Source organism: Serratia sp. 506_PEND (genome assembly GCF_001076875.1).
Taxonomy (GTDB): domain Bacteria; phylum Pseudomonadota; class Gammaproteobacteria; order Enterobacterales; family Enterobacteriaceae; genus Serratia; species Serratia marcescens.
On sequence record NZ_JVEL01000616.1, the window covers coordinates 13,568 to 36,348 of the forward strand.

A 22,781-nucleotide genomic window follows, 5' to 3' on the forward strand; every position below is an offset into this window, starting at 1 on the left:
CCGAAAAACTGCGATTTTGCACTGTGCGAAATCAATCGCAAATGTTGCTAACGATCAATTCACTAGCCCGCTGTCGATTGTCACCGAGACTGTAAGTCACCCCCGCAGTGGTAATCTGCAACCCCTCAAACGCTTTACGCATCTCCGGGATGTCGTTTACTGAGATGATCATCTTGCCTTTTATGGACATGGCCAGTTCGGCCATCAGGCTGTATTGCTCCAGACCGAACTCGACACCATAGCCCTGCGTACCCCAATACGGCGGATCAAGGTAAAACAGCGTGTGTGGGCGATCGTACTTCCTGATACAGCTCATCCAGTCCAGATGTTCAATCAATGTGCCGGAGAGGCGCAGGTGAGCCGCTGATAAGGATTCCTCCAGGCGCAGCAGGTTGAGGCGCGGTGCGTTAGTCGTGGATGTGCCAAACGTCTGCCTATCGACTTTGGCACCAAAGGCCATGTTCTGCAGGTAATAGAAGCGTGCTGCGCGTTGAATATCGGTCAAGGTTTCCGACACGGTCATCTTTTCCCATTCAAATATCTGACGGCTGCTTAACGCCCATTTAAACTGCCGAACAAACTCCTCCAGGTGATGTTTAACAACGCGATACAGGTTAATCAGTTCGCCGTTGATGTCGTTAATCACCTCGACCTTTGATGGGTCCTTGCTGAAGAAAAGCGCCGCACCACCGCAAAATGGCTCAACGTAGCAGGTATGTTTGGGGAATAACGGAAGAATTTGACGGGCCAGCTTACGCTTGCCGCCCACCCATGGAACTAATGTGCCAGCCATAAAATCACCTCTGTTAACTTGAATAACAGTAGCCAATAATGCTCACAGGGCGGAACGCCGTGTTATCGTCTCAAGGGATAGTGTTAGTTAACATCGATTCTGATGCTATCCCCTAACTCATCACGACCATTTACCCCCAAAACAAACTCAACACTGAGTTTTGCCGGTTCGCTAGGTGTCGTCGATAACATTGCCGCAGTAGAGCCATCAAGTAATACGCCATCTACCGCTACACCAAGTCCAATGAAATGACCGTTATCGTAGACGCGCGCAATCTGAAATTGTTTTACCTGCATAATTTATTCTCCGAAATGTTCGTTATTGACAATGAAACCAGTAACGATCGTTTAAAACGATCAATAAGACATAATTGATCGTCACTAACAATTTGAAAGGCGACACCACCCTTCGGTACGGTCATGCAACATCAATAACCCCAAGGATAACCAGCGTGAATATGGTGTTTTGTAAAACATGCGGACTCTGGATTGATGATAAATCCGCATGGTCAAATGGCGAGCCTGGGTATTGTGATAAATGCAAACCTGCATCACCGTTGAAAAAAACAATAAGCAGTATTTTTAAATTCTCCCGCGCCATATTCATTGGACGGAAAAAGAAAGCATAAACGCTCACCAACACCAGGGAGCCTAAAATCACCCGCGAATAATCGCGGGTTTTTTATTATTCTGGAAAATCAGGCCAGTCAATGCTCGGTGCATCTCCCGTATTTATACGTTGCAACAGAACGCTATAGCGCTCCCAGGACTCAAGCTGGGCTTTCTCTTCGTCGGTGGCCATGTTGTACTTCACTGCACGCGTCAGGCGCATAATCACGTCGTCTGCCTCATCGAGCAGTTGAGACAGTTTTGCTTCAGCTGCCGCGACCTCTGCTGCGTGCTGGGCCTCTTTGTCCGTAACCCACTGTGTGCCGTCCCATTTGTCGTAGGGTGTCTGTGGGGCCAGCAGCGTCAACATCGGCGGTAGGTCGCCCATATCGATGACGGGCTGCGGCTGGCCGGTATCGGTGCTGTAGGCGGTCTTCCCGCGATAGTCAGGTACGATTTCCCACGCGCTACCCTCTTCGGTGCGACGCACTGCCTTGTTTTGATCTGTGGGTAATGTCGGCGCATCGGCATAAGCGCCTGCGGCCAGCCCCACACCAACCTGGAGATAATCTTCACGCGCCCCGACGTATTCTCGGGTTATCAGGTCGCTGTTGTACGTCGTTACCCAGCCTTCGGTCGTGGCAAAACCCGTTGCGCCAAGCGTGGCCACCGGGGTATCGAGTGAATATTTTGCTGTTGTCATTATGCGAGTCTCACGATGTAGTTAAATGCGATGTTTTTTACGGTGTTTTCGGGATTGCCAGAAGCATCGATGGTCATGCTATGACCGTGAGGGCCAATGTAGGTGGTGTGGTCATGTGGGCCAATGTTCGTCCAGTGCGCGTGACTTCCTGCCCCTTGCATAATGCCCGTGTTGGCGAACCCACGATTGTCATCAATACTGTGCCTGCTTGACGAGCCGCCATCCAGCGACGTATTGGAGTTGTAATCCTTCATCTGGTGTACGTGGTCACCAGAGTCATTGCTGGCTTTGCTGCCATAATCAAACGAACTGGTGGCTTTGGTGCCCAGATCGGTATTTGACACGGTACCGGTATGGTTATGACTTTTTACGCCATCGTTTTCTTGTGACAATACGGCGCGCCCCGTCGCTGGCTTACCTTTGATGGTCCAGCCGCGCATATCGGGTAGCGTGCCAGATGAATAAGCGATAGCCAACTTGGGATACTTACTCTTGTCAAAGGTCTGCCCCTGCATAAGGGCAAATCCGCTCGGTATGGTATCTGACGGCCAGGGGATAGGCGCACCAACGGGATATACCGCATCGTTATCAATCGGCTGTGGAAATTTGTCGGTGTAAATCCGTGTCCAGGTAATGCCGCCAGCTGCTGCCCCGGAGAAACCGACATACGCCGCGACACTGCCACCAACAACAGCAAAATAACCCGCTGACGGTGATGCATCCATTGGCAAACACACCACACCCGCGGAGACATTGCCTGTTGTTGCCGGGGGCTTATTGGCAGAGGAGCTATTGACCCGGTAAATCTGCCCGATATTGCTGTAGGCGTCGGTCTTTGCCACAGGTCCGCCCCCCACACCAAAGTCACCTTTAGACATCTTGCCGTTTGCCAGGTCATAGGCGGCCTTGAGAGCCTTAGAGGTAGCAGCCAGGGCTTCGCTGGTGCTGTTGGTCGCGCTGCTGAGCTGCACGATGCCTTTTACTGTGGTGGTCGCATCTTTAATATCGGTGCTAATACCACTACTGACAATTTTTTGAATGGCCAGCAGTAACTGATTATGTTTGGCTGGGTCGGGTGTAAATCCGGCATTTGCCAGGACGTTTTTCATTTCCTGCTGAATATCTTGCGTACAGCCTTGTTCATCATTAAGCCATAACGCGGAAACAATTGTCCCTTGCTCACCGGTTGCCGGATTGCCATCGTGAAATAGCCCGTCATCGGTAGTAATACTGGGCATAATATCTTTCATGATGCTGTGCTCTCCTGATAATTAAATACCACTTCGGTATGCGCCGGTTTTAAATCCCGGAATATATTTTCAATTAGATTCAAGCCGTAAGTCGTCAATCGCTCACCCGCCAGCGAATTGCCCGCCTGAAAACGATAAATCGGCACTTGGCCATCCTGAATATTCACAATCCACACCCAGATAATTTCAGGTATCCAGATATGATCACCGGCACGACCCACACCCGCCCGAAAGGGTTCGGGTTCATCGATGGTGATGTCGTAGCCCATTGACTTGGCCAGATTGATGAAATACGCCCGACTCAGGCCGCCGGTGGCGTTGAGCTTGGCCAGCACCTGCTGGCGGCGCGCCTGGTAGGTCATCGAGTCAGGGGCAGTCAGCGCCAGCACCCGCTCCCAGTCTGCCAGCAGCCCGGCAGCCCAGAACGGCGTGACACCGTTGAGCACATCACCCGCACGCACCTCCGCGCTGGCCAGGGTGTCGCCCTCAGCCTGCAATTCGGCATGCAGCAGCCGCCCGGTGGGTGCGTAACTTTTCGGGGGCAGCAGAATGCCGAGCAGTTCTGCATATTGCTGCTGATTCATGACAGGAGTCCCACGGTAATGACCCCTGGGCGAACCCATTGCACGGTATTCTGGTCAACGGTCGGGGTAATATTTTGTGTGGGCGTCACGATGACATAATCAATGACGCCTGAAATATCCGATACCAGGGCACCGATTTGTGTACGTACCGCAATTTCACCCGGTGCCAGGCGATTAAAATAATCGGTAATGGCGCCGATTATTTGTGCGCGGGCATCATCCAGGGATAATTCGCTTAAACTGACATGAATAGTCACGTCGGTTTCAATTTCCGTCGGCGCTAATATCAGCGTGTCTTTGGCTGTGACCGGGCGCTGGTCATCAATGTACGCCTGCACGGCCTGCAGCGTGGCTGCAGACGGCAGGTCATTGTTGGCAATAATGACCACATCCACCGTGCCATAACCCCGGCGCAGCGGGTACACATAGGCTTGCGTGACACCGCTCACCGACATCGCCCACATGTGGTAATCATATTTGTTGCCGCCTGCAGGGGGCCGACGGATGACTTCCAGCAGACGCGCCAGCAGGGAGGCGTCGGTCTCATCGTCGGTGCCACCGCTCATCTTGGTGATGGTCACGGTACCATCAACACCGCTCGGGGTGGTCATCAGCGTGGCGGAGGTGTTATCCGGCACATTACTGGCCGAGCCGGGCGTGGTTGAGGCGGCGGCAACGGTTACGCTGCCGCCTGGGCCGACCGTGGCCGCTACCGTGGTTTGATAGAGTTGGCTGCTGCCGGTGGGTCTGAACTGCAAGCCTTGCGGTAATGGCGTGCCTGCGGTGCCGGTGAATATCACACTGCCCCCGGCGGGTGTGGCCTGTTTAGGTGTAATATTACGTACCCGGCAGTGCATCACGAGGTAATCGTGGTCGGCGGTGTCGGGGAAAATCTGCCGGACTATCCACGACTGGTACTGATACAGCCCGGACACGGCGCTGGCGATGGAATTGGCGCGGATGGCGTAATCGCTGTCCGGGCCGGTATCGGCATCGGGCAACTGGTTGCGAATATCCCGCAACAAGGTGCTGGCAATGTCGCTTAATGACGGAATGCTGTACGGCATCGTAACCCCGTTTAAATGACCCTGACCGGGTGCGTAAATGTTACCGGTTCGCCACTGGCCTGATACACATCAATGGTGAGCAATAGCCAACCCGATTGCGGGTGGTTGACCGTGACCGCTATCTGCGTTGCCCGTCCGTCATCCAGCAACGGCTGGAGAGCCTGCTCGGTGTACTGTTGCGCCAGGCGGCGCGTCGTCGCCGAATCTTTGGCGCGGGCCAGTTCATGCAACCGGGAACCCAGCGTCGGAGCCGCCCAGTAGCTGCCCAGTGGTGTCTCCAGTCGCAGGTAAACGGCATTGTGCAGGTCAGTGCACCGTGTGCCGGTGTAGTCACCGGTCAGGCTATCAATCATCGCGTCCATAAGCAGAAGAGTACGGGCCGCGAGCGGGGGTTATCAGTGACGGGGGTGTAGTGGGTAACTGTGACGGAAGGCAGGAGGAACGGCGGCACGCTGGCCGCCGGGGTATCTTAGCCGTTGACAGGGCCGTCGGAAAGCCCGGACGGCGTATTGTGTTTGTGAGTACCTTGTTTGACCCCGCCTACCTCGATGTCGGGGCTGCTGAACGTGCCGCCGGTATGTTCAACGTTACCCTCGATGCTGGCGGCTTTACCGCCTTCACCGCCCTTGATGGCCATACCGCCGTTACCGGTGATTTGACCGTCACTGGTTAACTGCCCTGTAGCGTACAGATTGGGGGTGGTGAAGGTGGCCTTCTCCGTGGCGTTCACGTTGAAATTCTTGCAGTTCATGTTAAACGTCTCGCAGTTCGCTTCAAGGATTTTGCCGCGCCGGAGCACGACGCTGGTGCCTTCATCGCTGTAGAGCGCTACCTCACCGCTGGCCAGCCCCTGCAGACGGTAGGCGCTGTGCTCGGTGGTGATGATAATGCCGTGGGTGGTATCGCCGCCCAGTGGCAGCACGATCGCCATCGCCCCCTCGGGCGGCACGGAGGTCAGACCGTAATGCTGGAACATCTCCACCTCTTCCAGATTTTCCGCTTCCAGCCCCGCCAGTTGTGTCGTCTGAACGCCGCCTGTGGTGTTGATGCGGGTGATCTCGGCACGAAACGCCAGGCGAATGCCCCGCAGTGCCTTGGCGATACGCCGCTCTATCATCTGAATAAAATCAGCCATTATCGATTTGCTCCCAGCTGGTCCAGAGTCCCGTTTTGCCCTTGCCTTTGCGCTGACGCTTCGAGCGAGGAAAGGCGTCAGGCAGCCATACCCCATCTTCATGCAGCGTGAGCACCGTGGTCATCGGCATACCCCGTCCGCCGCGAAAGCGCCGGTGCATCAGGTAAAACACATCATCGATGCCGTGCACGTCGCTTTTGATGCTCACACGCTGGCCGGGTGCCCACAACACCCCGGCGGGGGTGCGAAACCCCTTCACCTCGGCGGTGATAGTCAGCCCACTCAGTCGCGCATCGGCCTGCAGCTTGCGCGCGCGGAACTGCACCTCGGCATCGCTGTCAACATCAGACACCACGACGACGCGCGGACGATAGAGCGTCATGGAGGTATCGCGCACGGTGCAGCGACGGTTGCGCTTGCCGTCCTGCGAATGGCTGCCGTGACTCTGCCCCAGCACCGTGGTCTGGGAATAGCGGCGGCTCATGTCCCGCGTGACCCTCAGGTCAAGCAGGTTATTGCCCTGGCCACTCTGCAGCAGGGTGAGCTGCGCCACCGGGGGCGCGCTGTAATCCGGGCCACCGATAATCAACGTGCCGTCAGCGGCCACCCACGGCCACAGACCGCAGACCTCAGCCGCTTTCTTGAGCGTATCCCAGGCACCTTCGCCCGGCTCGACGCTGAATTTCTTCGCGGCGGTGCTTTGCGCCGACTGAATACGGACGGCGAACGCGCCCAGCGGCCTGACCACCTGGGTGATCACTTCCTGCAGCGTCATGTTAGTGGCGGTGAATATCGGCGCGGAGCAATCCACCAGGATGGCGGCGTTATCGCGGCCATTGAGCACAATCGTGTGCTGATTACGGTTGACGGTATGCTGAATTTCATCGATGAAGCCCGTCATCAGCACATCATCCCCGGCGCGCAGCACGACGCGTGCTCCGGCCTGCACCTCGGCGGGTAGCTTCCCCGCCTGAATGCCGAGCGAGACCACCCAGGCACCGGCGGGTACCAGCAGGTCGGCATCGATGTCAAAATCCAGCCAGTCGCTGTGCGACACGCCACCGACGTGCAATGACAGCTTATTTGGATCACTGGGCGAAGGCATTGAGGATGTCTCCTTGCTGCAGGGCATTGGGGTGGCGTAAATCCGGGTTCAGGCGTACCAGCTCATCCGCCCTGGCGGCATCGCCGTACCAGTCGAACGCCAGCATATGGAGATTGCACGGGCGCGTCACCACGCGCTGGATCAAGGGCGGGCGGGCCAGGATCAGCGACCGGGCCTGCTTTTGCAGCGCATAGGCCAATGTCTGCAATTGGCCGACCAGGGTGGCCCCCGTGCGCAAGTCCGGCGTGGCGGTGTCGCTGTTGACGGCCTGCGTCTGGGCCGTGGCCATCACCGTGCGCTGTGCCTGGATAGCATCGCTAATCAGTGACCGGACATCATTGGTGATGCTTTCAATATCGCGTGCCGACAGGCTGGGCACGGCGCTTTCCATTGCCAGAATATCGGTGGCCACGTCACACCATTCCCCCACGGTCGTGAGCCGGATGGTCTGGTCGATGAGGTCGCGGTCATCCTGTGGCATGACGCTGGCACGATTGAGCGTTGAGGCAAACACCGCGCCGCTGGCCATTGTCTGCTGGGCGGTGAAGCGTTTGCCCGGAAAGCCCGCCAGGTCATTGCCGACTGAGCGTACAGCGTTCCAGTCAGACAACCGGGTGGAGACACCAAACGGCAGCGCGGCACTGAACGATGAGAGCATCGTGCTCATGTCGGAGACAAACGCCGTTGGGTAGTCCAGAAAGTCCAGCGCGCTGCCAATGGTGGTTTGCACCTCGGTGGCCAGCGACTGGACGACATACTCCGCCGAGGCCACAATGTTACTGACGCGGGCGATGTCATCTTGAACGGTCTTGAGCGCATTGACGGCATCACCAAAATATTTTTGCGCGGTGGCCACCAGGCCGGAGCTGTCAACGTCCTGAACCGCATCGGCAAAGAGCGCCTGCTCGGTGGTCGCCTCAATAAACACCAACTCGACGGTGACGGCATTAAGCGGCTCGACCTCATGCTCGACACCCGCCTCCAGAAACTGAACGCGGGGAATGGGGCCGTACACCGGGTGAACCAGTTCGCCCGGCCCGGCGGTTTTAAGCGCCTTTAAAAAGGCTTTAAGCTGGGTTTGATACCGGTTGCCGAAGAAGATCGCCGTCAGGCGAAAGTTCATTGCTTTCATGCCCTGGTCGTCCACCTCTGCACCATCGCGGTAAGGGTAGGCATAGACCACGGTGTCTTTGGCCAGGGTATCGCGCGTATAGATACAGTCAAACGTCACCCCGCGATAGGATGCGGGCATTAGGGTATCAATGCCCAGCACGCCCGCCACATCATGTACAACGTCGGTCATCACTGCCTCCTGCTGTCGCGCTCGATGCGCTGTTGAACGTTGGCGGTAAGCTGCTGCCCATCGAGAAAGACGGAAACATTGACATTCGGGGCTTTGACCTCAATCGGTGCCGGGGCCGTCGCCCCTTTACCCGGCGCACTGTCACCGCCGGAGAACCACTGTTTTATTTCGTCCAGCACATCCAGGGCACCGGCAGGTTTTGGCATAAGTTTCATCAGTTCCGGGTCGGACGGACCCGCTTTGGCTCGCGCCTCCGCTTCCTGGTCTTTACCACGCTGGATATGGAATAGCGGCATATCTTGCGCGCCCTGGTATGCAGCATACCCCTCAGCAAACAGGCCGCCACCCCGCAGGAATCTTCCTCCCCATTTAAGCGCGCCTTTTCCGGCATCACTGGCTAATTCGGCTCCCGCCGTTCCGACGCGACGTAAAATACCTCCCCGAGCAACAGCCCCCTTAACTTCTCCAGCCGCTCCACCTTTCAATCCACCCATGATCATGGACAATCCGCTAAAGCCGATTGCCGCCACCGCCATCGCTTTAATGGCTGTTGTTGCCCCCGATGCTGCAGCAGCTAAGTTCGGAAACTCCTGCGCCAGCTTCGCCCCCTCGCTGCTAATGTCACCCAGCACCTTGGCCACCGGTTGCATGGCATCATTCGACGCATAGAATGCTGAGTTTTTAGCCTGGTTGACCTTGAAGGCGTTTTCCTGCTGCTGGACACCGTAATCAAGATCCACAGAACGCTGGCCATCCGGCAGATTGAACTGTTGCAGCTGCTCGTCCTGCATCTTTTGGAATGTGCCCCAGTTGCGGCGCAGGTTTATGAAGGCGTTACGCGCCTGCTGGTTCGGGAACAGATGCGACACATAGGTGCCTTCAATCAAGCTGCGCTGCGAGTTGATACGGTCTCGGGTCGTCTGGTCTTTGGTGGTCGACAGTTGCTGCGTGAGGCGCTGGTACTTGGCGTCATGCTTGAGGGCGGTATCCACCAGGTGATTGACGGTATCAAGCGGCGTTAATCCCTTGCGGGCATCCGCCTCTTCGAGCGCCTGAATGTCGACACCTTTCCCCTGGATCACCATTTTTTTAGCGTTGTGTGCCAGGTTCTTGGAGGTCAGTTCCGCCAACAGATCGTTGGCGTTTGTCGCCGCCTCATTGGGTGAACCGGCACCGATGGCAGACGCTTCAAACAGGGCGGGCACCTGCGCAAATCCGCGCCGCCCGGTGAAACCCGCAGATTTTGCACTCTCCAGGCCACGAGGCATCTCTGCCGCCAGCACTTTAAAGTCGAGGCTACCATGCTGCGCCGCCGTCGTGATGGCGCTCATGGCCACCGGCGTATCTTTTTGGCTGAGACCAAAGTTGTAGGCGTTGCGCTCCAGCATGGCAACGTCGCTGGCGTTCGTCTCTGTCGCCGCACCAATTTTCATCACATCAGGCAGGGCTTTTTCTGCCTGCTGGCGGTTCATCGTCCCCGAACGCAGCATAATGTCGAGGGCGTTAATGGCCTCGTCAGGCGTGCCGCCTTTTTGGGTCGCGTTGCGGATGGCCGAATCCAGCTCTTTCTTGCCTGCGATCCTGGCCGCAACAGAGTTCTGATCACTGAATGCGAAGTTGGACAAGGTGGCCAGGTGCTGACTGTAGTCCATCTGCTGCTCAACCGGTTTGCGCAATACTGCAGCACCGGCCATCAGGCCACCGCCGATGGCGACAGCGCCGCGACCAAACCCCTTGGCCATGCTGGTGTAGGTACGCTCGGTTTTACCCAGCTCCTGGTTAAGTTTCGCCACCTTGCTCTGCATCTGATCAAAGGCACGGGCTTGCTCGGCGGCAGAGAGCTGGCCACTACGGGCCGCGCGGTTGTACGCGGCGATGGTCTGGCTGATTTCACGCTGAATGGTGCGCTCGGCACGAACACCCAGGATTTCACGTGCCTGGGTCATGCGTTTCATGTCTTCAGCGACAGAACGGATGCGCGTCGAGGCGTCATCCTTCACGCTGAATTTCATCTCGGTATCAAATTCACGTGCCATAGATCACGCCTGCGACGCTGTCGGGGTTGATGGTGACGATTGGCCTTTGCCGCGTCGCTTTTTGGGGCGACGACGGCGCAGGCTGATAAAGGTCTTGTCTGTCTGGCCTTTGGGGTTCTCCAGGCGGTTGATGGCCTTGAGCACCCCACCGAGCGCTACAGCGCTAAGCCTGCAGACGCGCTCTTCGCTGTAGCCGTATTGTCCGAGTCGGATAATGGCAAAGCGGTAGTCGCCGAGGCGCTCCTCAATGCGCTGAGCTTTTTTTTCACTTCGTCCCGCGCGGTGTTGATGGCGTTGTAGTCGTCGGCGATCAGGTTGTCGCACAACAACTCGTAGGTTATCTCGTCAGGCGGAATGTCGCCCAGCTTCACCAGCACGCGCGCCATCACGGCGGTGCTGACACCGGCATCAGAGACACCGTCTTCCATGACGGCGATTTCATCGCCGACAGTGGCCAGGCGGACGGTAAAGTCCTGCTGCAGCACACCGTTATACAGGATGCCAAACGGCAGCTTATCGCTATGGGTTAACTTGCTCATTGCTTACTCCTCCACTTTGTTCAGGCAGAACGCGGTAATGTCGACGCGCGCTTCATTATCGACGGTGTACTCTTCGCTGACCTCGGTCACAAACACATCCTGATAGGTGGTGCGCTTGCTGTTGTCATCCACCGGGTAGACCGTCAGCTTGGCCCCGGCAATGGTGTTCCAACGAATTTTGACGTCCTTGGGCACCACGGCGGTGAAGGCCAGGTCATATTTGACAATGCCCTGGGTATAGCCCTTGCGTCGCCCGGTGGAGTTCATGGTGTCGACCGGTTTTTTGCCGGTCGATTCACGCGGCTGGAAACGAACGATTTCAACCTCAACGCTGTCCAACTCCAGCACGACGGCACCGATATATTCTTCAGCCATCACGGCCTCCCTTACAGTAAGTAGATGGTGCCTGCGAACACATGCAGGCCGCGCACGATGGCCGCAGGGATATTCGCGTCCGCCCGGCTGTCGTCCTGCGCATTGCGCGTCACGGTCAGATACGCCTTGTTGGCGTCCACGTTCTCCACAATCTCCAGCCCCTCCAGCTTGTAGAGCACATCCAGCAGCTCGGAGCGCATCCGTGCAATGCGGGCGTCGGTCAGCTTGTCGCGCGGGAAACGCTGGCTGATACGGGTACGGCACGCCACTCGGACATAATCCAGCGAGCGAATGATGGTGATGTCCATCAGGGTGCGATCGACCACGCCCTCGGCGTTCTTCACGTAGGTGCTAATGGCACGCACGATCTGCACGGTACTGCCCAGGATTTCAAACGGCGCTAACCCGTTGGCCAGCGCATTCTCCTGCTCGGTACGTCCCGGCCATTTCGATTGCGGGGTGATGTCCAGCCCCGGCAGCGGTAAGGTCTGCAACGGGCGTGCCGGGTCGGGTTCGCTGGCGATCACCGCCGCATAGACTGCCGCCAGCTCACCGTTCGGCAACAGCGAACCGCTGTGCCAGCCGGTGGTAATGCGTGGGGCATTGGCCGTCGAGGTCAGCGTGGTGCCGGTAGACAGCGTGCCATTCCACCCGGTCACCCCCACCGCGCCGCGCTGCTCCATCGGGCCGGACACGTTATCCAGATGCGTCGCCAGTGGGATGAGCGCATCCTCGGTGCTGTAAGGGGAGATAATCAGCGTATGGCCCGCGCTGAAAATCGCCGCCAGGGCTGCCGCCAGCGACGGGTCGCCTTCACCGCCATGCATCGCGGTCAGGGTCACTGCCACGCCGGTCGCCGTGGCGCTGGCTACCAGGCCAACCTCGTTACCACACGCCCCCTTGTTGCGGGCGGTCAGCGTGACCGTGCCGGTTGCCGCACTGGCCGTCACCGGGAGGTCAAGATTGGCATTGACCGCTGCCGCCAGCGCAGTGGCAAGCCGATCAGCGGTATCACCATTCGCGACAGCAACTGCCACCCTCGTGTTACACACAGTGAGCCTGACCTGGCCAGTGCCGGTCGCTGGCCCGCTGATAGCCACTGTGCCACTTGCCGCCGTCGCCCCCGCGTCGTCATCAATACCCACCACGGTCAGCTGAATGTACGGATTGGCGTTAATGGCGGCGGTGGCCATACGGTGCGCCTGACTGCCACGACCAAAATACGTGGCCGCCTCATCGTCGCTAAAGACATTCACCAGCGTCAGCGCGGCCACGGTGCCCGCTGCCGTCCGCTGCGCCAAAATCACCAGTGTCTGGTCATTGGTCGCCAGCGAACGCGCGCCCAGGGTGGTGTTAAACTCAAAATAATCACCGGGCTTCAATACGTTTGGGATAGTCATTTTTTCCCCTTGCCTTTATCGGTGGATGCCGCAACCTCAACCGGTGCGACGTCAGCATCTGCCGGGGCAACGGGGTCGGCGGTCGGGGCCGCGATAACCAGGTCGCCTTCCTGCAGGCGGCGCAGGTAATAGGCGCTGGCCTCAACCTCGACCGCTGCCTCATGGGTAATGTACCGGTGTGGGTCATCCTCACGGGGGACGCGCACGCCGTCTTTTGCTTTTACAGTCAGCACGATGGCCTCCTCGGTTGGCACAATGTCCTCTGCCGCAGCGGCGGTGCCGCCGGGCAGGAAATAACGCATGTCGGTGCTGTCGTGGTACGGCACAGCGGGGTCAAGGCGTCCGTTGTACAGCTTGAAAACGTAGTCTGGGTGCGTCTCGCCGTCCGGTGCAGGCCAGTGATGCAGGTCGAGCGCCTCTTCAATCCAGCGGGTCTCAAACTCACAGCTGTAGGCGGAGATCGCCTTGTTATTGAGTACGGTGCTGAACAGATTACGCACGCGCCCCGGCATCAGCGGGCGGATACTCAGCCCAAAATCCTGCCGGGTCAGCAGGCGACGCACCGCGTTGATGATACGGTTGGTGCCCGGCTCATCAAGCACCGGCCCGGCCTTGCGGTGGCTCTCTTCGCTGCGCACGCTGTAATCGACGACGTAGACGTTGAAACGCGACACCACCCAGAACTTGTTACGGTGGGTATTAACCGGCTTGCTGCTTTGCACCCCAGCATACTCCACCCATACCGCCGGGAGCTGGCGCACAATCTGCCCCAGATCAGCGAGCTGGCCGCCGTAGCTGGCCACCTCGAACACCATCCGCTCCGGGCCGATGCCCAACCCCTCATGCAGGCGCACAATGATCGCGTTCTCGGTCTGTGTGATCATCAAAAACCGCCGCCACCGGTGTTACTCCGACGCCACAAGCGACGCCCGCCAGAGAAGCGAACGCCACCGGAGGCTGACGGGACGTTGGTGCCGGTATCCCGATACACGCCCAGCGTGACCCGACCACTAGCGACACCTTCCAGGTAACGGATGGCATCGCGGTAACGTTCGCGGATTTCGTCGTCACACTGCCGCTGGTTGCCCGTCATGCGATAACGGGCGATGTCGCAGGCATAGCCGGAGAGAACGGCAGGCACATGGGGCAGCGGCAGCGTATAGCGACCGGCGATGTACCCGTTGATCTCGTCGGTGGCGGTCGACAGCGCGTAATCCAGCACACGCGCATTGATGTCGCCGGTCCAGTCCACGTCCGTCAATTCAACCACTTCCTTGCGGCCAAAGCGGTTGATCATGTCCTCGCGGGTGGCGTACATGGTTATGCCTCTTCGCCCGTCGAACCCAGGGCCATCTGCCAGAAGCCGAACCCGGCAGCCCCGCGCGCCTCGGCACCAAACTTGAACTCGCCGCGATTGAACACATCGGGGTTGTTCATGTCGGTCTGGGACACAAACACCGGCGCCTCACGCTGCTGGAAAATCAGCGGCTTCAGCGGACGGGAGACGTCCATCAGGAACCACTGCGTGTCCGAGGCCAGCCACTGGACAACCACCACCGTCGCGGTGCCCCTGTAGATGTTGGCCTTGCCGTCGTCCAGGCGGTCAGCGGTCATCAGGGTATTGGCTTCATCTTCCAGCGCAGGCGGAACGACCAGCAAGGTTGGGCGCACGTTGAGCGGGCGACCGTCTTCATCCTTGATTTTGCTAAGCTGAATGCGCGCCGCGCCGTAAGACGCTTTGGCCTTGGCCAGGGAGGACGCATCCAGCGCCTTTTTGCTCACGTTGGAATACTGCGCCTTGCCAATCATGTGCTTGTCGCTGAAGAACGGCAGGCCGTCGTAGCATTTTTCCGTGAAGCCTTTATTCAGCAGTTCGAACACCATCTCATCCGGCCACTGCTTGGCGGAAAAGCCTGCATCCTGCGCCTGGGGTGCGTAGATCCCCAGTTGGTCGTCCTTGATGTGGTTACGTTTGACCGCCACCGTCGCTTCATAGTCATCATTGACCAGCGTGTATTTATGCCCGGCCAGCGACTTGATTTGCTTGTCGCCAAGCCATTTGCGCATACGCGGGAAATTCTGCAGCCAGGCATAGTCGTTCTCACTGCCGGTGGACGGCACCAGCGTGGCGACCTTTTCCCACTGCGAGGGGGCGGTTGAAAACGCGTTGTTAAAGATGGTTTTAAGGTTGATAAAAATCACCTTAAGCGTACCGGCATTAACCAGCATAATGTGTCTCCCTAGTAAACCCAGACGCCGTCGGCATCCAGTAAAATGACCGTGCCCGCTTTGGAGCGCGTTGCTGCAGCATCCTCGCTCACCGGCACGTCAGCCAGTTCGGCGGTTTTTGCCTTGCCGGTTTTCTTGTCTTGAGCCGTCTGCTGTTCGTTACCGTCGCCGGTATTGCCGTCCGTTTGCTCACCCCCTGCCTGGCCAGGTTCGGCCATCAGTACCGCCGGTGCGCCGCCGCCATCACTGGCCGACACCGTCTGGTTGTCCAGAATGAAAACGCGACGCCCGAGGCTGGCCTGAGTGACGGTGCCGTCGTTCTCCCACAGGAAGGCTTTTCTCATACGCACCAGGATGTACAAATCGCCGTCCTGGCCAGCGCTGTTGTCCACGGCATCTTCGGAGCGACCGGCATACAGCAGGTCGGGTGCCTCTTTACCGTTGACGGCGTAACCGTCGGTATTGATACAGACAATGACGCCTGCAGGAATGATTTCACCCGCCGCCAGCGGTACCGGCGTCAGCTCGCCGTCACGGTACGGGGTATTGCGATCAACCAGGGTTGCCGTCATGGTCACTGCTCCTCTTGTGCCAGCTGGCTGGCGATGTCTTTGGTGTCGGTGCCGAACATGCTGCAGATGGCCAGCGCGTTATCGTCCATCACCGCGCGGCCTTCCGCGTCCAGTGGGGGTTTGCCGCCAGTCTGCAGCCCCGACAGCGCGGCGATGGGACGTGCCTTATCGAGATAGCCTTTAAGGGCTGCCACATCTTTGTTGCCCAGGTCACGCGCCCAGTCGGCCATGTCGTTCAGCAGACGGCCATCGCTCAGCGCTGCCGTGACCAACCCCTCAACCTCGTCGCCGGTGATTTTGGCGCTGAGCGCAGCGACGGTTTGCTGCAGCGATTCCACCGTCGAAATCGGCACGAACTTCGCCGGGTCTGGGGCTTGCGTCGACAGAGCGGCGATTTTGTTGTCTTTCTGCGCCAGCAGGTCAGACAGGGAACTGCAGGCAGCAGGCTTGAGAGTCTTGTCCTGCAGTTCGGTCAGCTTGAACTTGAGATCACTTTCCGTTGCCGCACCAGGGAGACCAAACAGCGCGCACAGCGCCGCCAGGATTTCTTCGTCCATTGCGTTATCCTCAGAAGATAAAAGGAGAGAAGCCGCAGCCGTCAGTTCAGCCATGCCATCCAGCGCAGGCAGATTGGTGATCGCGGCGTTTAAGATGCGGCGGACATTGCCCGCTGCGTCGTACCGGAACATGGGGGAGACATAGCGATACTCTCTGGCCTCAATCATCGCTTTAGCCTTGTCGGTCCACTTGACATCAATGGCAAACAGCCCCTGGCCCTCAACCCACTCCAGTTTTTTAAACCACCCAGCTGCAGGGGCTGGCTGGCCGTTTTTAATGGCGTTGAGCGTCTGGTGCTCATAATCAAAGACGTAATCGTTGGTTCGGACGTTGGCCGCCGCTATCAGGCGCTGTGCCAGAGACGCATCCAGATACCAATACGGCACATCTGTCGCCCCCTCTGCCGCACGAAACCGACCGGCAGGAAACAACTGGACGCGCGGGGCGGCCTCGGTAATTTCCATGGTCAGCGCAGCAATGCGTGGCGAAGTTTGTTTCACGTTCGGTCAACCCCCATCAGTTCATGTCAGGGTTAATCTACGTAACGGTACGGTGGGTTATCAGTCACTGGGGCGTAGTGGGTAATTTAAGGCGGGGGCAGAGGGTAAATGCCGGTAACAGGAATACGCCACCGGCGTGAGGGATGCAACCCCATTTAAAACCCGTTTAAATCGCGTCAGATTCGTTTTAACGGGGTAACGGCGTACCACGATGGCAATAACCACCCAGAACGCCACACAGGCACGTTTTGGGGCTATTCCTCCAGCCCTTTATCCAGGTAGTCATGAATGTCTTCGCGGATACCGTCGTAATCGTCGTCGGTCATTGACAGGAACCGGCGCGCCGGGATGCGTGAGCCGGGGTGGTTGACCTGTTTGGCGAAGCGCCCATTGAAGTACAGCGCCCGCTTGTCTTTGGCGCGGATCACGTGCGGGCGGGTGGTGCCGCCTTCGTTGTGAATGCGGGCGTAAACTACATTGGTGCCGACCACCGCCTCGTCATTGTCATAGTCCGCGTCAATGGAATGATACAGATGGCTGCTGGCACGCAGGATCTCCCCGACGCGATGGATAGGCAACCAGCGTGGACGGCCTTCCTGCTCGAAGTTCTCCTGTACCGCAGCCAGCATGTCCTCGCTGATGGTTTTCATCAGCGGCAGACGGCGGTGTACGTGCTCGGCCAGATGCTCCAGCGCCCGACGCAGGTTGTCGGGGACGGTTATCACCAGTTCACTCATTCGCGCCAGCCTCCGGTCACAATGGGCAGGTGTTTCAGGTCGGCGTCATCGCCCGGCGTCAACGACCAGCTGCTTTGTAGCGTCGGCTGGCCACCGCTCAACGCAACGCGGGCGGCGCGCGGTGCACCACCCTGGTCAATGACGTAAACCAGGGAGCCGTCCGGCTCGCGCAGCACCACATCCGGTGAGGCCAGTAGCGTTGGCAGCTGCAACCAGTCCGGGGTTAACATCGCCGCATCCCGCACCGCACTGCCCGGCAGGGTCACCACCGCGTTAGGCAATTCCTCTGGCAGCGCATCCAACACCGCCGTGGACAGTGCACCGGCATAGCGCCAGTCACCGCGCAGCGCCGGGTCGCCGTGCACCTGCTGCATCCAGTTGGCCAGGTCGGCGGTGAACGCCGTCAGCATCAAAGGCTGACCCAGCGCCGCTTGCGCCGCCTGGCTGGCAATGCGTGGCGGGACCGTCGCTCCCTTGCGTAGCATCTGCTGCCCCAGGTTGCCCATGTAGCCTTTGCCCGCATTGAGGTGGAACCCGGCATCCGGGGTAAACAGCTGGCCGGTTTTCGGGTCTTTGTAGGCCGTGACCGGGCGCGTCTGGCCCTTCATGCCATAAGGCTGCCGGACAGTAACCAGACGGCCCTCGGAAGACTCCAACCCAATAGGGTGGCGGCTGAGGTCGCGTGCGTTCAGGGCGCGCACGCTGCAGCGGCAGTTATAACCGTTGGGCGGGAAGAAGGTATCCCAGATGGGATCATCGCAACGATACACCCGCCCGTTCATCGCCGCATGGGCCGGACGGGTGCGGTTGTCCATCACCGCATCATACTCCCAGTACGGGCGGCTTTGCGCATTGTCCATCATGCGCTGATAGCGCCCGGCCATGTAGGCTGATTGCATGTTGGTGCGGAAAATGGTGTCCAGGCGGTACGGCAGTAACTGCCTGCCTTCCAGCACGCCGTCCTCGTCAGCTTTGAGTCCGCCACCTATCCAGCCCTTGCGTGCCAGCACCGGCTGCAGGTTGTCTTTGAACTGTGCGAGCGTCTGGCCGTTTTTGAGCGCATCGCCAAGCGCACCGTTGATGTCGGCCAGCACATCCTGCTTGAGAATGCCGCTCACGGTAAAGCCCGTGGCGTGGGCCGCGTCCTCCATCGCCGTGGTGTCAAAGGCGATGTGATACCCCTTGGACTCGAAGTAGGCGATGGCCTTTTTCGGCGGCAGGGTCATGGCATAGCCCAGATTAATCCCCGGCATTGACGCGCCCCCACAGGTCAGAGACAAAGACGGCCTGTGCTATCAACTGGCGCAGCGCCGCATCATTGAGTTGCGGATAGGCCGAGGCAATGATGTCGCGCGCCTCATCCGGCGTCCGCCCCTGCTGCAGCGCCGCCAGCACCGGGGCCAGCAGGTCGGCCATCGCGGTATTCACCAACCCCGCAAAAGCCTCCGGTGCTGCGTCCAGGGTGTCCTGCGCGACCTGGTCGGGACTGGCCGCCGTCGGGGCACTCAGCGCCGCCAGCGTCGGGGGTGGCAACGTCGGCGCAGGTAACGCGGGCAGCACAACGGGCTGGATGCCCTGCAGGGCGCTGAGGGCCGAGACCGAGGCGTTGGGCGCAATCGGGGCCAGCACCGGCTCATCGCCGACCGGGGCCGGGACGCCGGTTTTCTCCTGCGCCCAGCGTTCCGGCACCTTCATGTTGGCCTTGACCAGCGCGAAGATCGCCTCGGCCATGTCCTTGGTGTCCTCCTGCTGGCGGGTATCGAACTCAAAGCGGCACATGCGACGCGGGGTAATGCCGCTGTAGCCGTTCAGCACCAGCAGCGGGTACAACAGTTCGCGGGTGAGCGTGCCAGCCAGCTGCACCGCATCGCTGGCGCGCAGGTCGTGGCGCACCTCGTTATGGATATTGCCCAGGGCATTAGTGCTGCTCTGGCCGTCAGCCTGGGATGTCAGGGTGCCGCCCAAAATCACTTTCGACTGGGTACGTTCGCACCACTCCATCATGAATTTAAACGGGTCAACCTGCCCCTGGGCAGCAGACTGGATCTCAATGGCCATGTCCGCCGGAATGATGCCGCCCGCGTTGTGGCCAAGGTCCGTTACCGCCTCCCACAGCGCGTCTTTTTGGTCCTCGGTGGTGCCTGCCGGGTATTTGCCGACACGCATCGGCAGGCCGTAAATTTCCAGGAACTCGGCCAGGTCGCGCACCGAGATATTCTTGAACAGGTAAGTCCAGGCGAGCACGCGGAACAGGCCGCTTTCGGCCAGCCAGCCGCTTTTGGCGCGGTGGCGGTGCAAAATCCAGCCGAACGGGCGTAGCGGCGCACCGTCGAGCGAGCCGTCAATCAACCGGATGTCGTCACCGTCGAACGGCGGCGTCTGGAACCAGCGTTGGGGGCGCTTGTGAAACGCCTTTGGCAGCCAGACACCCTCGGCGCGCTCCCACTCCAGTTCAATCGGTGAGAAGCCGTGGCCGATGGCATCCAGCATATCGAACATCAGCGCCTCGAACTCCGGCAGGTCTTGAAACCATTCGGTGGCTGCTGCGGCCATCGCCTTTTCCTGCGCAGTGGCGTTACGCGGCGGCTTGATGGTCCACGCCAGCGGCATCACTGCGCGGCGGCGCTTGCTCAACTCGGCAAACACATGGCCATCGCGCTCTTCCATGTCGAAGAAAAAATCGGCCTGGCGCGTGAGGTGACCTTGCTCGGCTTCGGCGAAGATGCGGTAAAGCCGGTTGATGTCCATCCCCAGTGCCGGGTGCTCGGCATACTGACGGCGGATGAATGCCGCTGTGTCGGACTGCTGCACCGTCAGGGTTTTTGATGACAGGGGATTGCCGTAAATATCGACTAACTGCTGGCCCATTACCAGCCTCCTTTGGAAAAGCCCAGGCGACCACGGCGTTGTGAGGAACGCTCTGGATCAGACAATGAGCGATGCTCGAAGACCGGCGAACTGGTGCGCGCCAGCGTCCAGAGCATGTGCAACGCATCCGGCCCGTCGTCGTGGTCGGCCTTGGGGAAATGGCGTAACTGCTGAATCAGGGTGCTCTGACTGTTGTGCAGGCGGATCAGACCGTTTTGCATATGCGGCTGCAGCGATTCGATGCGCAACAGCTTGTCGGTATGCGGAATGATGCCTCTGGCAGGTACCGGAAACCCCATCTCCGCCGAACGCCTGACCAGTTCGGTACGCAGAAACTCCTGGAACTGCACCGCTTCAATCCCCCACACCAGACACATATAGGTTTTTTGCAGTTCAATGATGTCACTGATAATTTTATCCGGTACGCGCTTGCGGATATCGGCGACCACCACATCAAGAATACCAGTCAGGCGATTAAAGCCACCGACCAGGATGGCGGAAGGGTCACGGCTGGCCCCGGCCTTGCCGAGGCTGGGGTCGCACACTCCGTAAAAGACCCACTCGCGCAGACGGTTAACCCAAAACTTGATGGTGTCACGGCCCTGATCATCTTTGCCCGCAAAGATGGCATCTTCGCCGCTGACCGGGTCATTTTGATACTCGGCATCAAAGGTCGAGTGGCCATCACGGGCGCGAATGGTCATCAGCGTCAACAGCGGGCGCGCCGACCAGGACACAATGGCCCCGGCCAGCATCTCGGCCTCGTGCATCTGATAAAACAGCGTGGCGGGTTTCTCACCATCGTTGCGCAAGATTTCTTCCCAGGCATCCCAAAGCGCCAGGTTGTCCGGCCAGCGACGAATGGCCTTGAAACGCACCGTGCGCCACAGCGGGTTGGCCAGCGTGCGGGACAGCACCGAGTCGTAATGCAAAATGGTGCCGATATACACCACGTCCATCTTGGCCCCGGCCCCGCCCAGCGGCATCACGGTCTTTTTCAGCCAGCTGTGCAGCTTGTCGCGCTGCTCCGGGCTGCGCACGTTCTCGTCGTTCTCGATGTCATCGAGCACCACCAGGTCAGGGCGGTACGGGCCGTGACGCAGGCCACGCAGCTTTTTACCGCTACCGGCCACCTGCACCTTGATGTCGTTGCGGGTGAGGATGGTGCCCACCTGCCAGACGCGACCAGGACCACAGGCCTCCGGGAAGTCAGACTGCAGGCGGGGATTGAACTCCAGCTCGGCTTTGATGGCCTCAAGCATCGGGACGGCTTGTTCTAAAGCGTCCATGACAATCAGCGCATAATGCTTGTGGCCGAGAATAATGCACCACAACACAAAGAGCTGGCTCACCAGCGTGGATTTGGCTTCACCGCGCGGCGCGGCAATGGCGTCGTTCTCGCTTTTGGGGCTGGCGACAATCTGCGGCAGGCGGGTGAACAGGTGAAGGTGCAGTTCGCTGGGTTCTGCGTGGCGCACGTAGTGCGGGAAATAGGTCTGCACGAAGAAACGGTAACCGTCCGTCGCGTTGGCCACCTGCAGGCGACGCTGCGCCACCGCTGCGGGGCTGACATCCAGCCCAGTGCATTCGGCTTCAATCTCCCGCCGCAGGTTGGTGGCCAGCGCCGCCATTGATTCGCGGAAGTCACGAATGGACATTTTTTGCGACATATAAGCACCTGAAAAAGAAGGTCTCCTGGTGTCATGATGTCGACGCTAACCAACAACCTGTCACAAGGAGACCGTAATGACGAAAGAAAACGCACTCACCCTCGACCAGAAGCTCAAAATCGCTCAGGTTGCGGTAGAAATCGTAAAGGCTGGAAGTGCCAACAGGAACGGTATCACCGGAAGTGTCGGCGGTTCTGGCCCCGACGCCCCTTATCTTGCTGCATTCAGGGCCGCTTACGACTTTGTGTCAGAGTAGGTGCTTAACCCTCAACCTGCGCCCAGCGAATAATTTGCGCGGCCTGCCACATGCTCTCGTCGAAACCACGACCGCGCATTTCAGCCTCGGTGAATTCGGCGCGGATAGCTGAAACCAGCCGGTTAAAGACGCTCAGTCGCTCTGTGACCGGTTCATACGGTTTTTTCTGTTGCTCTTTATTGCCACACTCGGCAGTGCCACTGGCCAGGCACGCCGCCCCGAGCGCATTCGTTGACCCTGCACCCTGATAACAGAGGTACGATTCCATATGGATGGCTTCATTGATGGCACTATCCCGCGCGAACGCCCAGCCCTTGGCGGCATTGAAGTCGACGGGGTTAAGGCAAAATGACGTACCGGTAACGGTAAAGCCGCTTTTCAGCACCAGAGCACAGAGGACGCAGGTGCTGTCCGGTACGTGGTAATAATGTTCGGTAGCGATCAGGCTTTCGACATACTGCTGTTTCTGGGCGTAGCTATCGGTCTTTTGCAT

At 58.9% G+C, this 22,781-nt stretch carries 26 protein-coding genes; 1 reads left to right on the plus strand and 25 read right to left on the minus strand.

Features of this window, described 5'->3' with window-relative positions; all coding sequences use genetic code 11:
• Window positions 1-31 precede the first annotated feature (31 nt).
• From ADK28_RS28050 to terL, 24 genes are all read right to left on the minus strand, one after another.
• Window positions 32-793, minus strand: coding sequence for a DNA adenine methylase (locus ADK28_RS28050; RefSeq protein ID WP_048797280.1), 762 nt, complete (start codon window positions 791-793; stop codon window positions 32-34).
• A gap of 83 nt (window positions 794-876) precedes the next feature.
• Window positions 877-1,089 carry a hypothetical protein gene (locus tag ADK28_RS31930; RefSeq protein WP_147882651.1) on the minus strand — a complete coding sequence of 71 codons (213 nt, stop codon included), beginning with the start codon at window positions 1,087-1,089 and terminating at the stop codon, window positions 877-879.
• A 121-nt stretch (window positions 1,090-1,210) separates the two neighbouring features.
• Window positions 1,211-1,435 (minus strand): hypothetical protein, encoded by a 225-nt coding sequence (locus tag ADK28_RS31935; RefSeq protein WP_147882652.1) that lies wholly within the window; start codon window positions 1,433-1,435, stop codon window positions 1,211-1,213.
• Between the two features lie 42 nt (window positions 1,436-1,477).
• Window positions 1,478-2,104, minus strand: coding sequence for a tail fiber assembly protein (locus ADK28_RS28055; RefSeq protein ID WP_048797281.1), 627 nt, complete (start codon window positions 2,102-2,104; stop codon window positions 1,478-1,480).
• Window positions 2,104-3,354 carry a phage tail protein gene (locus tag ADK28_RS29355; RefSeq protein WP_053091655.1) on the minus strand — a complete coding sequence of 417 codons (1,251 nt, stop codon included), beginning with the start codon at window positions 3,352-3,354 and terminating at the stop codon, window positions 2,104-2,106. Before ADK28_RS29355 ends, ADK28_RS28055 begins: the two co-directional genes overlap by 1 nt.
• Window positions 3,351-3,938: a YmfQ family protein gene (locus ADK28_RS28065; RefSeq protein WP_048797282.1), complete on the minus strand. Its 588-nt coding sequence runs from the start codon at window positions 3,936-3,938 to the stop codon at window positions 3,351-3,353. Before ADK28_RS28065 ends, ADK28_RS29355 begins: the two co-directional genes overlap by 4 nt.
• Window positions 3,935-5,005 (minus strand): baseplate J/gp47 family protein, encoded by a 1,071-nt coding sequence (locus ADK28_RS28070; protein WP_048797283.1) that lies wholly within the window; start codon window positions 5,003-5,005, stop codon window positions 3,935-3,937. Before ADK28_RS28070 ends, ADK28_RS28065 begins: the two co-directional genes overlap by 4 nt.
• A gap of 11 nt (window positions 5,006-5,016) precedes the next feature.
• Window positions 5,017-5,367 (minus strand): phage GP46 family protein, encoded by a 351-nt coding sequence (locus ADK28_RS28075; RefSeq protein WP_048797284.1) that lies wholly within the window; start codon window positions 5,365-5,367, stop codon window positions 5,017-5,019.
• Window positions 5,368-5,474: 107 nt separating this feature from the next.
• Window positions 5,475-6,140, minus strand: coding sequence for a phage baseplate assembly protein V (locus ADK28_RS28080; RefSeq protein ID WP_048797285.1), 666 nt, complete (start codon window positions 6,138-6,140; stop codon window positions 5,475-5,477).
• Entirely contained in the window at window positions 6,133-7,245 is a 1,113-nt protein-coding gene (locus tag ADK28_RS28085) for a phage baseplate assembly protein (RefSeq protein ID WP_048797286.1), read from the minus strand. The genes ADK28_RS28080 and ADK28_RS28085 overlap by 8 nt, the downstream gene beginning before the upstream one ends.
• On the minus strand, window positions 7,229-8,548 hold the full coding sequence (locus tag ADK28_RS28090) for a DNA circularization protein (protein WP_048797287.1): 1,320 nt from the start codon (window positions 8,546-8,548) through the stop codon (window positions 7,229-7,231). The genes ADK28_RS28085 and ADK28_RS28090 overlap by 17 nt, the downstream gene beginning before the upstream one ends.
• The gene (locus tag ADK28_RS28095) at window positions 8,548-10,584 is read right to left on the minus strand and encodes a phage tail tape measure protein (protein ID WP_048797288.1); all 2,037 of its coding nucleotides are present in this window, start codon (window positions 10,582-10,584) and stop codon (window positions 8,548-8,550) included. Before ADK28_RS28095 ends, ADK28_RS28090 begins: the two co-directional genes overlap by 1 nt.
• Before the next feature lie 155 nt (window positions 10,585-10,739).
• Window positions 10,740-11,123, minus strand: coding sequence for a hypothetical protein (locus tag ADK28_RS28100; protein ID WP_048797289.1), 384 nt, complete (start codon window positions 11,121-11,123; stop codon window positions 10,740-10,742).
• A 3-nt stretch (window positions 11,124-11,126) separates the two neighbouring features.
• The gene (locus ADK28_RS28105) at window positions 11,127-11,498 is read right to left on the minus strand and encodes a hypothetical protein (RefSeq protein WP_048797290.1); all 372 of its coding nucleotides are present in this window, start codon (window positions 11,496-11,498) and stop codon (window positions 11,127-11,129) included.
• A gap of 11 nt (window positions 11,499-11,509) precedes the next feature.
• Window positions 11,510-12,898, minus strand: a complete 1,389-nt coding sequence (locus tag ADK28_RS28110) for a phage tail sheath C-terminal domain-containing protein (RefSeq protein ID WP_048797291.1) — start codon at window positions 12,896-12,898, stop codon at window positions 11,510-11,512.
• A complete protein-coding gene (locus tag ADK28_RS28115; protein ID WP_048797292.1) occupies window positions 12,895-13,782 on the minus strand; it encodes a phage protein Gp37 in 888 nt (295 codons plus the stop codon). Before ADK28_RS28115 ends, ADK28_RS28110 begins: the two co-directional genes overlap by 4 nt.
• A complete protein-coding gene (locus ADK28_RS28120) occupies window positions 13,782-14,216 on the minus strand; it encodes a gp436 family protein (RefSeq protein WP_048797293.1) in 435 nt (144 codons plus the stop codon). Before ADK28_RS28120 ends, ADK28_RS28115 begins: the two co-directional genes overlap by 1 nt.
• A 2-nt stretch (window positions 14,217-14,218) precedes the next feature.
• Window positions 14,219-15,127 (minus strand): Mu-like prophage major head subunit gpT family protein, encoded by a 909-nt coding sequence (locus ADK28_RS28125; protein ID WP_048797294.1) that lies wholly within the window; start codon window positions 15,125-15,127, stop codon window positions 14,219-14,221.
• Window positions 15,128-15,138: 11 nt separating this feature from the next.
• Window positions 15,139-15,699: a hypothetical protein gene (locus tag ADK28_RS32610; RefSeq protein ID WP_053091656.1), complete on the minus strand. Its 561-nt coding sequence runs from the start codon at window positions 15,697-15,699 to the stop codon at window positions 15,139-15,141.
• A 2-nt stretch (window positions 15,700-15,701) separates the two neighbouring features.
• Window positions 15,702-16,757, minus strand: a complete 1,056-nt coding sequence (locus ADK28_RS28135) for a phage protease (protein ID WP_048797295.1) — start codon at window positions 16,755-16,757, stop codon at window positions 15,702-15,704.
• Between the two features lie 254 nt (window positions 16,758-17,011).
• On the minus strand, window positions 17,012-17,494 hold the full coding sequence (locus tag ADK28_RS28140) for a phage virion morphogenesis protein (RefSeq protein WP_048797296.1): 483 nt from the start codon (window positions 17,492-17,494) through the stop codon (window positions 17,012-17,014).
• The gene (locus ADK28_RS28145; RefSeq protein WP_048797297.1) at window positions 17,491-18,747 is read right to left on the minus strand and encodes a phage minor head protein; all 1,257 of its coding nucleotides are present in this window, start codon (window positions 18,745-18,747) and stop codon (window positions 17,491-17,493) included. Before ADK28_RS28145 ends, ADK28_RS28140 begins: the two co-directional genes overlap by 4 nt.
• Window positions 18,734-20,362, minus strand: a complete 1,629-nt coding sequence (locus ADK28_RS28150; RefSeq protein WP_048797298.1) for a DUF935 domain-containing protein — start codon at window positions 20,360-20,362, stop codon at window positions 18,734-18,736. The genes ADK28_RS28145 and ADK28_RS28150 overlap by 14 nt, the downstream gene beginning before the upstream one ends.
• Entirely contained in the window at window positions 20,362-22,032 is a 1,671-nt protein-coding gene (terL, locus tag ADK28_RS28155) for a phage terminase large subunit (RefSeq protein WP_048797299.1), read from the minus strand. Before terL ends, ADK28_RS28150 begins: the two co-directional genes overlap by 1 nt.
• A gap of 76 nt (window positions 22,033-22,108) precedes the next feature.
• Between terL and ADK28_RS28160 the strand changes: the two genes are divergently transcribed.
• A complete protein-coding gene (locus ADK28_RS28160) occupies window positions 22,109-22,288 on the plus strand; it encodes a hypothetical protein (protein ID WP_048797300.1) in 180 nt (59 codons plus the stop codon).
• A 4-nt stretch (window positions 22,289-22,292) separates the two neighbouring features.
• On the opposite strand, the gene ADK28_RS28165 is transcribed toward ADK28_RS28160, so the two are convergent.
• A complete protein-coding gene (locus ADK28_RS28165) occupies window positions 22,293-22,781 on the minus strand; it encodes a Gp49 family protein (RefSeq protein WP_048797301.1) in 489 nt (162 codons plus the stop codon).